The organism is Bacteroides sp. D2 (assembly GCF_025147085.1).
Lineage (GTDB): Bacteria > Bacteroidota > Bacteroidia > Bacteroidales > Bacteroidaceae > Bacteroides.
In genome coordinates, this window is record NZ_CP102261.1 from 4,150,245 (window position 1) to 4,162,822 (window position 12,578).

The following is a 12,578-nucleotide window of genomic DNA, read 5'->3' on the forward strand; positions in this document are numbered from 1 at the left end:
GAATTAATGAATATCGCTCCCATACATAACCCCGAGAACAGAGTTAATGTGAGATATTTCAGATTCTTCATAGCTTTTGGTTCATTATTTATTTGCTTTCAAATAAGTTAGATAGATGTAACATCCTAACACACCTATATAACTGGTTGCTAGAATACAAAACATCCATAAAATGACCATTCCTATAGGAACACGATTTTTTCTTAACAGAAAAAATCCCCAAAATAACGGGAGTATCCAAACGCCCGATAATAAAGTGATATTCACTAGCCAATATACCATACTAATAACTATATTTAGTTACACATATAAATTGCAGCAAAACGAAAGTCTATATTAAAAACATTTTATATTACATGTGAATAATGAAGATTTTCTTACAGATGCACATACATATGATATGCAATTCAAATTATTAAAGTTACAATTGATTATCTTCTTACTTACCTCCTTTCTTCCTTTTATTTCATCCAACTCCTGCAAAACCGCAGGGTGTGGGCTTTTACATCGCACAGTTTGAACAGGTTCTCTTGCGATCGTTCAATGTTCACCCATTCTTGTGCTACTCCGAGTTTCAACTCATAATCGATTAGCTCTTTTAATATACTCTTCCGATTTGAATTGTTGATCAATTCATTCGTAATACTTTTCCTTTCGTATATTATCTTGTTGTTTTTTGTGTTGCAAATACAAACGCATTTCTCTTTTAATAGCTCTGACAATATCTGAGTCTACCTTCACCGGCTTCTCTATAATGAGATGTGCCAGTCTGTTTGCTTCCTTTTCATTTTTCATTTTTTTATAAACATATTGCAATCTATAAAGCGGAACGAATCGTACGGGACACATCGTCACGGCTTTCTCCAGATAGTGCCTGGCCTTTTCATATTGTTCTAAGCCGATCAGTGCTTCAGCCTGCAACAGTTCCAAATCATAATCCGCCCAATACTTTCGGCAGGCAGAAACCGTTTTCAGACAATCATCATAACGCTTGGCAACGCAAAGCTCGGCGGCATAGTTGTACAAGAAGTAAGGTTCTTTACCTAAAATCGCCAACAGACGTTGATAATGTGGAAGCATACTGTATGTTTGTCCACGGAGTGACAAACGTGATATTCTTTTCCATTCCATTTCAGCCTTTATTCTGTTTCCGACAGTAAAAAGCAGAAAAGCACTTGCGACCAGCAAACAGATCGCAATGGCTTTCTTCATCATGTTCATTTGTGAGAAACGAAGATTTCCGTAACCTTTCCCTATTAACACGCCAATGCCCAATACAGTAATAATCCAAGGAAAAGGATACGTGAAGGGATAAGAAAATGAGGAAAAAACAGCGACCGATACTAAAGCCAACAAAGAAACATATCCTTCCTGTGATGGATGCCGTCTATAACAATAGACTAAGAATATCGCCAAAGCCAGCAAGCATCCCCAACCTATTACTCCAAACTGTACGCCGATAGAAAGAAATTCATTGAACGGATGCTTCACATTATCCGCTAACATGGTAAACTGACTGTTCGGATGCTCTTCGAAATACTTTGCCTGATAGTCCATATAGTGAGATTCGAATGCTCCGATGCCGTGTCCTGTAATAGGTTTGTCTTTTATCATTTCCCATGTACACTTCCATATCAGTAGTCGCCCGTCTGCAGAATCTTTTTTCCATTGATAGATGGCATTGAAAAGAAGGATGGCACTGGCAAGTAAAAGCATCAGACTGAAACAAAATCCTATAATAGCTTTTCTTCCATGAAGCTTTTTCACATTGTAATAAACGAAATGAACAATTGAGACAATAGCAATACAAAGTAATCCTGTGCGGGATTCGGACATCAAAATACCGATGGAGATAATAAGCATTGCAAACCAACCGCTCCATCGTATACTTTTAGTATTTGTGTCAAGTAAGAAATAGACCGTGAAAGGTAGTCCTGCACACAAACTTCCTGCAAATCCGGCGGGATTGTCGAAACTACCGGTTACTTTGTATGTGGCAGAGGAAGGGGGTAAGATATTGCAAAATTGCAAGATTCCATATCCAGCCTGAAGAACACATAATATGAGAATCATTGCATTTAGCATTTTCATATTGCAGACATATTTTTTCCCAGCCAATAGCATAACTGAAAAAACAAGTCCTATTACTCCTAATCCCATAAATACGAAAAGCCATTTAGGAAAAATTTGATTGTCAGTAAAGGCGGATGAATTTACAAATAAACTACCTGTGCACAATATACTAAACGAAGCTATCAATAGATAATTCAAAATTGGTAAGAATCGCCATCGGGTCTTATATATAAGTGTTTTACTCATTGAATTGCACCTTTATTCTGTTTCTTGCTTATTAATTCTATTTTCTTGAATAAATAAAATGCCAACAAATAGAAAGGGATGAAATACAATAAAGAATGAAAAAACCAAAAAGCATTGATATACAGAGCATATTCTCTGTGGTCATTGTAGTCTATGAAAAACGTATAGACATACATAGCAACATGTGAAGCTGTCTGTATCATCATCCATGAAATGGTTACTAATTTAATTGGTTTTCCATGACGTATTCGTATGTAGCAAACCAATAGATATGAATACAAGATTATAATAAGTAATATACTTACTATTATACGCGCCGTGGCGTAAATGGGTGGTTCTTCCTTAATTTGCTGAGCTATATAATCAAATGGCAAATTGGGCGTCATATTTAAAATGATACTCCATAAATAATTAATGATGGGGAGTGCCCATAATAGGCTATATGTAAGACGGTTCATTGCTTTCTGAATTTTAGTTTACTATAAATTTATATTCAATGCTTGTAATTCGTAAGAAGCGAAAATTGAATATCAATATTCGGGTATGGCCCCGATATCATTACTTATCCATTTAGTTGTTTAATGAATATCCGTAATCGCTCCCTTTCGCTTGTCATTTGTCAAAACAAATAGTTATCGGCTTATCCTTGATAATTCCTTAGAAATGGAGGATTACTGATATTCATATTTCAAAATTTATACTTTCATCATTCACTATTCGGCTTTACATTTTTACGTCTTTTATATGATTTAATAATTATATAAAAGACACAGCCAATAATAGGGAAAGAAAGAATTATAAAGATATTCAATATCTTATTCCATACATTGACTTTATCAGTTATTGCAAAACCTACTGCTATTAATGAGAAAGTATATATTATGCAAGAAATAGCATCCCAATTTCCTAGTATGAAGCCTAAATCATTTTTCATAAATTTATACTTGTTCAGTTCCTTTTATAGTAAAAGATTGTCGAGTCATCTCAATCCACTGCAATTCTAAAATAGCATACCATTTAATAGTTCCTGTTATTGCATAAGAGATGCTTGAAGATCCTAACCAACTTGCTGCTCCACTATCTTGAGTCCAAGAAGAAAAATACCAAGTGTTGGAATTTTTGCTGGAAACAGAAATATCTCCTTTACCTTTTTGGGCCCAGGTAAGATCAATAATTATTTGATAGTCTCCATTAGCATCCAATTCAGCAGTGAAAGATTTTGATCCAGCTTGCCCTTTATCTGTATCATCGGTGTTATCGCTATCGTCAGTATCGCCTCCATCAGTATCGCCTCCATCAGTATCGCCTCCATCAGTATCACCGCCATCAATATCACCGCCAGTACCACTTCCTCCAGTACTACCTCCTCCAGTGCTACTACCACCCTCGGTTCTAGTTTTTATTCTTATAATATTTCCTTTGATGGAAGGGAAGTCATTAAATTTTATACTGTTTATCTCTTTTATAAATTCATCCAGTTCTGTTTTATCTTTAAGGATTAATGGACGTATCCCTTTGGGGATATCTGTACTTGAAATAACTTTTACTGTAATATCACCGATAGCATCGTTTGTAAAAGATGTAGACTCAATATATTCTTCCTCGCTACAACTACCAAGCCCTATTAATAATGTAAAAAGAGCCACTGCCCAAATAAGTTTTTGTAATTTCATATTTTAAATGTATTATAATTAATTAAATGTTACAACGCGTCTTTAAAATCAAAAGACTATTATTCAAAAAATGTTTTCTCTGTTTTCTTTTTTTCCTCCTTTTTCCTTTCTATCCAACTCCTGCAAAACTACAGGTTTATGATCCTTCACATCGCACAGCTTGAACAGGTTTTCTTGCGATCGTTCAATGTTCACCCATTCTTGTGCTACTTCGAGTTTCAATTCATAATCGGTTAACTCTTTCATTATGTCCTTCCGATTTGAATTGTTGACCAATTCATATTTTTCCAATACCGGTATTCGTTTCAATGCGTTTTTTTCTGCCTGTATCCTTCGTTTAGCGACCAACAATTTGTCAATGCGTTCCATTGTAAGAATGGGGACGATCAACTTACATTCCAAACCCCTATCAGAAAACTTTTCTTTCTTTGCTTTCTTTTGTTGACGGACTTTCAGGTAAGTGTTGTATGTTGCCAGCAATGTATCCAATGTGTTCTCGTCCAAATTCAGACTTAGCGTATCCCGTTTCAGGATGACTTCGCGAATCATGGACCATGACGGGAGCTGCTTATAAATTTCCATCCTTTGCACATCTCGAGGTTTCAGAGCTTCGTAATGAGCTTGTGCTTCTTTTATTTTTTCCTTATCTCCATAGTCTTTCCAATAGCTGATGATAGCCTGTTGTTCGCTTTCAAACCGGAATAATGGCTGATAGAGCTTTGCGCTATCCATATCCGCACGCATCAAGTAGTTTCTTTTCAAGTCTGTGAGCCATTTCTTTACAGTTTTTGATGTTTTTTCCTGATTCTCCTGTTCATAATAAGTCAGGTATTTGGCATGAGTCAAAATGCTGTCGGCTTTACGCTGTTCAATGGCGCGGATGTCTTCTTTCTTTTGTTTTTTCATACGTTCCATGCAGTCGCTTTCTTTCAATAAATGATCCACTTGTTTAGGAGTCAGATGCAAGGCCTCTTTCTGAAGTACGATCTTTCGCAGGCGTGAAGAACTTCGTGGTATCATTTTCAATTTGTAGGCATTGAATTCCAGGGATGAAAGAATACTTCGCAATTCTTCAACTGATGTGCGGAAATAGATGCCGAGTGTGTCGGACAATCCTGTTTGATGCAGTGCTAATGCCGCCAAACTGTCTTGCTGCATAAAGTGCGTGCCCAGTTTCATTTGAGTTACTTCACTGACAGGTGTAATGGAAATGACCTCGTGGATTCGTTGCACGATGTGTACAGGAAAGTGGGTTATTGCAGATTTACTGACTTGTCCCATTCCTGCATTGCTCCATAAGGACATAAGTCCTGCTAAAACCAATCGATAGATATAAACTTTCATCATACTTATTCTATTGCTTATTATACAAAAATTAATTACCACCAGTACCGTGTCCCGTCTTGCATAATGATGAACGGTCGTTCCTTATCTACGGAATACTCTGGAATCAACCGGAAAAGGACATTGTCGGGAGCATTTTCGAAGAAGATGGATGTTTTGCCCTCTTCAGCAATCTGTGTTCCTAATGATTTCCAGACTTTGTCCCAGTAAAAAAGTTCATACTCCTTGCCGGGGCGGAAGATAAGGTATCCGTCTTGTTGCTTGATTTCTACCGTACGCCGATGAACGGTGTCGGGAGTCAATTGCAATTCGTGGTTGTAGGCATGCACTTGTGGATATCCCGCTTGAACCACTCGCCCATGTTTGTAATAGACAGGCAAAATGACGATTCCTTTCGGCATATTGGAAAAAGTGACTGAATCGCCTCTTACTTCGCCCCACCATGCGGGACGCCATCTGCCCCAATTGAAGACGTATGCATAAGCAATATCCGCTTTGGGTACATCGGGAGACAGTCCGACAGTTACATCGGAGGATTCCCACCATTGGGGAGTAACATCTTTATAATTGAGTGTACGCAAATGACAAGGAGGAATATCTTGCCAGCCCACTTTGGCCGCGAGGACATCCGGCTGCTTGGAATAAGTGGTACGAAGCACCTTCGCCGGTTCACGGTTCATGTTACGATTGACAACGGTATTGTTTGTTACATCCAGTCTGACAGGCTGCATCCGTTTGTCGAATACAGTGTTGACAAAATGGGATCCCATCGAAGTGGCCCACCACGGGACTACATCGTATGCCGCAGGGATACCTTGCGAACGGAAGCTGAATACTTGTAGGGCAGCAATATCCTCGCATGCTCCCCGTTTGCGGAAGAGCAGTTGCAGGGCGGAAAGGCGTGAAAGCGGTTCATCCTCAATCAGCGGTTTCTGTCCATAAGAAGAGGTAAACCACAAGCGGTAGTCCATGCCGGCATACTCAAGTACACGTTCCAAAGGTTTATTCTGCAAGCTGTCGGTCATCCATCGGTATTTCTGCCGATACGTTTCGCGCCAGGCTTCCAAGGGTTCTACCGTGACACGATAGGGCAGGATGTATTCGCAGAAGTCTTCAAAAGGAATTTCTTTGAACTGGGAGCTACGCCACGCCTCGAAAGCCTGATTGACATTATCAATAAGGTATTCTCCCTTCAAAGATTTTAGGTCTTCTATAATTGTATCCTTAAATACCAATCCGCCATAAAAAGCACGCATCGAGTCTATAGCTGCTACAGCCGAAGCAATGTCAGGATAATCAAATTCACGGAAGGGGATGTTATTGTCTAGCGTGTCTTTCAGTACGTAAGTTTCGGTGTAATGAATGTCCATATTACTTATAAGGAAATACAGGGCTTGCAGCATTTGTTGGTCATCTTTTTCTATGAAGTAGCGGAGAGCCTTTTCTAATTCTGCCCGGTTGGTGCCTGCCTTGTTTAATGCAGTTTCTACATCTGAAGGATATTTGACATTGCTTCGGAATGTCCACCCGGTTAAAACGCAAGACATTGCAATAATGAAAATAAGAAATGAAAAGTTTTTATTCATGCTTTTTAATATTATAAGGGGCTTATTACTCATATTTGTTTGTTTGATTAATATAAAATTAGAGATAGAAATATTCTATAACTAAATTGTGTTGACAAAAGTAGGCTTCTTTTGCTTAAGAAAGGTTTTCAAATCGTTCAAAAAGGTTCAAATATGAATGAAATATGTTTGTCAAATAGGAAAAGTGCAAGAATCATTCAAAAGGTATAAAATAACTTCAGTTTTTTTATTTTGCTCGTGAGTATAAGCTAATTCATCAGCTGCGCGTTCGGCAGAAACAAGCAAGGCAATGGGGGAGTACTATAGCTACGGCAGATGTTGTTTATGCCATATTGATGTTTAGTGAAAATTTAGTGAAGCAGTATGTCGGTTTAAAAATCAAGGGGATGGACCTACATTGCAGTTACCAAAAAGTGAAAAAGGCGAAATGAAAGGAGTAGGATATCTGAAAAAAATGAATGTAGGACGAAGTGTGAATTCCCGGAGTATAATAATATATGAGAGATTGCTTATGAAGGAAGATTCAGGCATGATTTATTTTTGCCCCTCTTTGAATGATTATCGGACTTTTTATAAAGTCGTATATTAAAGATTTGGAATTTTTTGAATGATTAGAGTACCCGTTTCTCTATTATTTTTAAGAACTTTGCCATTGTGAATTAGTTCGATGACTTACGTTGGCTATAAATTTAAAGTTAATAATAAAAAAAGAATAGACATGAATTACACAAAAATGAAATTTGGTTTAAAGAAAGGGATAGTAGGTGTATGCATCTTGGGAGCAATACTATTGTTTACTACCCCGCTTTCGGCACAAACGAATGGTAAATCCGGTAAAGGACTGTACGAACTGTTTAGTACTAAACTGCCGGATGGGGCACAATGGGTAAAAGATAACAAGTATGTTCGGAAAGGAGGGTACTCAAAGAAGACGGAAAACTATATATATGTAGGAGCTGCTAAAAGTCCCGCAGAAATGACAGGTTTATCCATCCCTATCCGAGAAAACCCGGGACCGGGAGAATATCGTTATATCACTTTTGCCTGGGTGAAATGGGGGGGAGAACAGATTGGAATGAAATTTCATGTTTCCGAAAAGTCTGTTAATCAGAAAGGAAAGAAATATGATTTTACTTATATCGCCGGAGAACCAAAAGATTTGATAAACCAGTTAAAAGGTCTGGATCTTGGTGACAAGCCTGGACACTGGATGGTGATGACGCGCGACCTTTGGAAGGATTTCGGTAACATTACGTTAACCGGAATGTCATTTATTTGTCCTGAAAGACGGGATGCAGGTTTTGACGAAATCTTTCTGGCAAAAACGCAGGATGATATAAAAAATGCTCCGAAAGTACTTCCGAGTGAAATTGCAACAGCCGTTCCGGCAGTGGAGGAAGATGATGAGTTGATGTATGATGAAGCTGCATCAGATAGTATCGCTGCTGATCAGGGGGTACAAATCGATTGGGGAGCACAGATTAAGGCAGGTGGTACAATGATGTATCCATTGTATTTGTTGGGACTGATAGCTCTTGTAATTGCAATTCAGAGACTGATAACTTCGCGTCAAGGTCGCCTGGCTCCGAAACCTTTGTGCAAAAGTGTCAATGAATGTTTGGCAAATGGGGATTTGAAAGGAGCATTGGCTGCTTGTGACAAGTATCCTTCTACGCTAGCGAACTCACTGCGTTTTATTTTTGAGCATGTAAAAGCCGGGCGTGAGGCTGTAAGCCAGACGGCAGGTGACATGGCTGCACGTGATATTCGTACACATTTGGCACGTATATATCCTCTTTCTGTTATCGCTTCACTGGCTCCGTTAATTGGTTTGTTAGGTACTGTTGTCGGTATGATCGAGGCGTTCGGCCTGGTTGCTTTATATGGTGATGAAGGTGGTGCTTCTATTTTGTCTGATTCTATCTCCAAAGCATTGATAACAACTGCTGCCGGTTTGATTATAGCTGCTCCTGCCATTGCTTTATACTTTATTATCAAGAATCGTATCATGCGTATGGCTTCACTGGTAGAAGTAAAAGTGGAAGAAGTGATTACCAAATTGTATCTGGACAACGAGGAGGAAAAGAATGAGACTGAATTATGATGACGATGATAAGGTAGAAGTGCAAATGTCTCCTTTGATAGACTGTGTGTTCTTGCTGCTCATTTTCTTTTTAGTAACTACGATGATGAAAAAATGGGAAATGCAGATTCCGTTAACGCTTCCTACAATGACTTCAAGCCTTTCCACTACACGGGCAGGCGAGGAAGCGGTGATTATCGCAGTAGACGAAAAGAAGAATGTGTATCAGGTAGTAGGGCATGATGCCTATTCAGGGGAAAGTACTTACTTGCCTGTAAAAGATTTAAGCGCTTTTCTTTCTGAATTACGCAATAGTCGGGGAGTGGAAACAAATATCGATGTGACGGCCTATCGCACTGTACCGGTAAGCACAGTAATAGAGATATTCGACCAATGTCAAATACAGGGGTTTACACATACACGTGTACGCCTTGGAAGCAAACCCTATTAAGCCTATGAGACTATCATTATTTAATAACGAGGACGAACCGGAAGTTTCTATGTCTCCTTTAATCGACTGTGTGTTTCTTCTGCTTATTTTCTTTCTGGTATCTACCATGACGAAAGTGAAAAATAGGGATATTCCCGTTGATCTGCCAACTTCACAATCGGCCGTTAAATTGAAGCCGGATGATAAGCAGGCTATTGTAGGATTGGATGCCGATGGTAATTTTTATTGGGATGGGCAACCTTGTTCTACTAATTTTATGATGGAACAGTTACGACAGACATGTATCACTGACCCGGGAAAGCGTATTCGCATTGATATGGACAGGCATACTCCGTTCGGACGTTTTGTAGAAGTGATGGATGCTTGCCAGTTTTATAACTTAACTAATATAGGAATCAGGACGTATGACGAAAACTACAACAGGGAGTAGCCGTCTGACGGTTATCCTATCATGGATGATAGCATTGATTTGTTTTGTGGGCGGAGCACTCTATATTTGGAAGATGCCGTCTCCGGATCAGGAGGCGATGGATTTGCAAATGAAACAGCAGAAAAATCAAAAGTCCAGGAAGAGTTTGACGGAAAAGGTAAAACAGGAACAGGCACAACGGGCACTACCTGCTAATTATGCCAGACAGTTGGTAGAACAGTCGGAAGTTTTGGTAAAGAAGAATCTGGAAGAGCAGGTGAAGAAGTTTCAAACGATGGCTGAAACAATGAGACGGCGTAAAGACGATATGTTGGCGAAAGTGGAGAAAAGAAAACTGCCGTGGGGAGCACCTGCTGATGCGAATGATACATCGAAAGCACGGGCTATTCCTCGAGCAGGAAATCCGTCAGCCAATGCTTCTGTAGAAGAACTTTATGCTGTATTACGTGACTATGAGGCTGAAATTCAACAAAGTCATTTGGCCGTGAGTGCTGCTAAACAGTCTTTATCCAAGGGACAGTCGTTTCCTGAAGTGTATAGTTCTTTGAAAGCGGGTAATTCACGTATGCCGAGTTTTGATGAATTGATAAGAATGCAGTCAAGGGATAGTGAGTGGGCAACTTCGGCAGGCAGTAATGCTAGTGGAGGATTGGAAATAAAGAGCACTGCTGATTTGAATAATTATCGTGGGTTGCTCGGACAAGCTACTCGTCAGGCAGGGTTGGCACAATCTCGTTTGGAAGGGTTGTTCGGGGCAGTTCGTCAGGCTGGTAATCCTGTGAGCGGAATGGGACAAGGTACTGGCAGTCCGGGGAATGGAGGTCCCGGAGGCAATGGTAGCGGTAATGGGAACGGAACTGGCATGGGGATGGGAGGCAGTGGAGAGGTTTCTGCTTCCGGAGGCGGAAAGGGAACATTCAGTGCTTATTCAGGATCGAAGTTGAGCAAGGAAATGGTGAAAGCACAAGCGTTGCCCGGACGGCGTTTCTCTAAAGATGCAGAACGTAAGGGATGGCTCTATATCAATACATGGTATATGATTGGACCGTGGGAGAGCTTCGGTCGGGAGGATTTTTCCATCGTTCATCCACCAGAAGTTTCTATTGACTTTGATGCTGTATATACTGATGGACAGATAGGAACAGGAATTGCGGAGACAGATTCCGATCCGTTAAAAGTTATCGGAGACGAGGTACAGCTCGACGGGACGCTCCGTTGGAAGTTTATGCAGAGTGAATCAATGCATAATGTCCCTCCAGTAACGACCGGGCATTCAACTTACTATGCTTATACCGAGCTTTATTTTGATGAAGCTACTACGATGCTGGTGGCTATCGGTACGGATGACAGCGGGCGTGTGTGGATTAACGGCAAGGATGTATGGCGTGACTATGGAACCAGTTGGTATAATATTGATGAACATATCGCTCCTTTTCAGTTTCGACAAGGGTGGAATAAAGTTTTGGTTCGGCTGGAGAATGGAGGTGGTGGACCGTGTGGGTTTAGTTTTTTGATTATTCCCCAAAGTAAATAGATAGATGTGTGTTTAAATAGAAAGATTGTTTAAGGATTAATTATTGGTAGAAGTTATGTGAAGGCTTTATATGTCTTCCATAACTTTCTTTTATTGAATTTGATAGAATATGGTACATATAGGTCAGCTGATACAAAAAGAATTATACCGTCAAAATCGGTCTATTACTTGGTTTGCGGAGCAGCTATGTTGTTCTCGAAGTAATATTTATAAAATATTCTCTCATTCTGATATAAGTACTATGTTACTTCTCAAAATATCAGTGATTCTTCATTGTAACTTTTTTCGGTATTATTCGGAATCTTTAGAGGATATTGAAAAAATGTAAACTTTTTGGGTACACTGTTCTCTTCTTTATTCTGCTTATTTTCCTTATCTTGTCACTGTTAATTAAAAACAGATGTGTTATGGATGTTCAACTTTGTAATTTGATAAAGAGTTATTGTATCTGACAGTATGTGAGGCTGATAGTTTTAAGAATATGTGACGTAAGTTTTGGTAAGATGAAAGAAGGTAAACAAAAGTGCCGGATATTGAAGACAATCCGGAAGCAGATAGCGGAAGCGAATGACATAAAGCTTGTAACATCTAAATGTAGATATCGGGGGGATTGTCTAGGTACATGTCCTAAATGTGAAGCTGAAGTCCGCTATTTAGAAGAGCAACTTCTTTTTCGTCAAAGAATGGGACTGGCTATCAAGATAGTGGGTGTTTCGTTGGGAATGTCTGCTATGGGAGCTACTTCTTTATATGGTCAAAAGGTAGGAGAGGATAGTTTGAGGAACGATTGTACTATGCTTCCACAAGTAGAGGTCGTAGGATGGAAGGCTGTTAAAAAAGTTTCGGTTGCAGGAGGAATTGTCCTTGTTTCACAAGATAGACATTCTATTTCTGTAGAAGGAATAGTAATGGATAAATGCGGTCATTCGATAATAGGAGCAGAAATTGTTGAAAAAGGAACTGCTCATAGGACGCTTTCTGACCTCAATGGGCGATTCATCCTTCAAATATCCGGAAAGAGAGCAGTTTTGAAGGTTAATTACCCCGGTATGAAAACGAAGAGTGTGAGGGTGAGGAAGAGAAAGGGCAAGAATATAAAAGTAGTGTTGTATAAGAATCGCAGAGTATTGGACGAAATATTATAAAAATAATTAGGAT

Annotated in this window: 9 protein-coding genes; 5 read left to right on the forward strand and 4 right to left on the reverse strand. The window is 39.4% G+C overall.

All coding sequences use genetic code 11. The features are described 5' to 3' along the window. Window positions 1-633 precede the first annotated feature (633 nt). The 4 genes from NQ505_RS14710 to NQ505_RS14725 all read right to left on the reverse strand — a co-directional run bounded on the left by NQ505_RS14710 (window position 634) and on the right by NQ505_RS14725 (window position 6,922). Entirely contained in the window at window positions 634-2,091 is a 1,458-nt protein-coding gene (locus NQ505_RS14710) for an O-antigen ligase family protein (RefSeq protein WP_232293005.1), read from the reverse strand. 1,166 nt (window positions 2,092-3,257) lie between these two features. Further along, a complete protein-coding gene (locus NQ505_RS14715) occupies window positions 3,258-3,992 on the reverse strand; it encodes a hypothetical protein (RefSeq protein ID WP_008999107.1) in 735 nt (244 codons plus the stop codon). Window positions 3,993-4,055: 63 nt separating this feature from the next. Then, a complete protein-coding gene (locus tag NQ505_RS14720; protein WP_032853547.1) occupies window positions 4,056-5,339 on the reverse strand; it encodes a hypothetical protein in 1,284 nt (427 codons plus the stop codon). A 32-nt stretch (window positions 5,340-5,371) separates the two neighbouring features. Further along, window positions 5,372-6,922: a transglutaminase domain-containing protein gene (locus tag NQ505_RS14725; RefSeq protein WP_032853548.1), complete on the reverse strand. Its 1,551-nt coding sequence runs from the start codon at window positions 6,920-6,922 to the stop codon at window positions 5,372-5,374. A gap of 718 nt (window positions 6,923-7,640) precedes the next feature. Between NQ505_RS14725 and NQ505_RS14730 the strand changes: the two genes are divergently transcribed. From NQ505_RS14730 to NQ505_RS14755, 5 genes are all read left to right on the forward strand, one after another. Next, on the forward strand, window positions 7,641-9,026 hold the full coding sequence (locus NQ505_RS14730) for a MotA/TolQ/ExbB proton channel family protein (protein WP_008999111.1): 1,386 nt from the start codon (window positions 7,641-7,643) through the stop codon (window positions 9,024-9,026). Beyond that, a complete protein-coding gene (locus tag NQ505_RS14735) occupies window positions 9,010-9,456 on the forward strand; it encodes an ExbD/TolR family protein (RefSeq protein WP_004325585.1) in 447 nt (148 codons plus the stop codon). The genes NQ505_RS14730 and NQ505_RS14735 overlap by 17 nt, the downstream gene beginning before the upstream one ends. Before the next feature lie 4 nt (window positions 9,457-9,460). Then, entirely contained in the window at window positions 9,461-9,886 is a 426-nt protein-coding gene (locus tag NQ505_RS14740) for an ExbD/TolR family protein (RefSeq protein WP_004307631.1), read from the forward strand. Beyond that, window positions 9,861-11,420 carry a hypothetical protein gene (locus NQ505_RS14745; protein WP_008999112.1) on the forward strand — a complete coding sequence of 520 codons (1,560 nt, stop codon included), beginning with the start codon at window positions 9,861-9,863 and terminating at the stop codon, window positions 11,418-11,420. The genes NQ505_RS14740 and NQ505_RS14745 overlap by 26 nt, the downstream gene beginning before the upstream one ends. Before the next feature lie 503 nt (window positions 11,421-11,923). Next, a complete protein-coding gene (locus NQ505_RS14755) occupies window positions 11,924-12,565 on the forward strand; it encodes a carboxypeptidase-like regulatory domain-containing protein (RefSeq protein WP_008999113.1) in 642 nt (213 codons plus the stop codon). Window positions 12,566-12,578 lie beyond the last annotated feature (13 nt).

Excerpts from the sequence above, each read along its gene's own strand:
- NQ505_RS14740 (WP_004307631.1), top strand. The coding sequence starts at position 9,461 with ATGAGACTATCATTATTTAATAACGAGGACGAACCGGAAGTTTCTATG.
- NQ505_RS14730 (WP_008999111.1), top strand. The coding sequence starts at position 7,641 with ATGAATTACACAAAAATGAAATTTGGTTTAAAGAAAGGGATAGTAGGT.
- NQ505_RS14720 (WP_032853547.1), bottom strand. The coding sequence starts at position 5,339 with ATGATGAAAGTTTATATCTATCGATTGGTTTTAGCAGGACTTATGTCC.
- NQ505_RS14735 (WP_004325585.1), top strand. The coding sequence starts at position 9,010 with ATGAGACTGAATTATGATGACGATGATAAGGTAGAAGTGCAAATGTCT.
- NQ505_RS14745 (WP_008999112.1), top strand. The coding sequence starts at position 9,861 with ATGACGAAAACTACAACAGGGAGTAGCCGTCTGACGGTTATCCTATCA.
- NQ505_RS14715 (WP_008999107.1), bottom strand. The coding sequence starts at position 3,992 with ATGAAATTACAAAAACTTATTTGGGCAGTGGCTCTTTTTACATTATTA.
- NQ505_RS14725 (WP_032853548.1), bottom strand. The coding sequence starts at position 6,922 with ATGAATAAAAACTTTTCATTTCTTATTTTCATTATTGCAATGTCTTGC.
- NQ505_RS14755 (WP_008999113.1), top strand. The coding sequence starts at position 11,924 with ATGAAAGAAGGTAAACAAAAGTGCCGGATATTGAAGACAATCCGGAAG.
- NQ505_RS14710 (WP_232293005.1), bottom strand. The coding sequence starts at position 2,091 with ATGAAAATGCTAAATGCAATGATTCTCATATTATGTGTTCTTCAGGCT.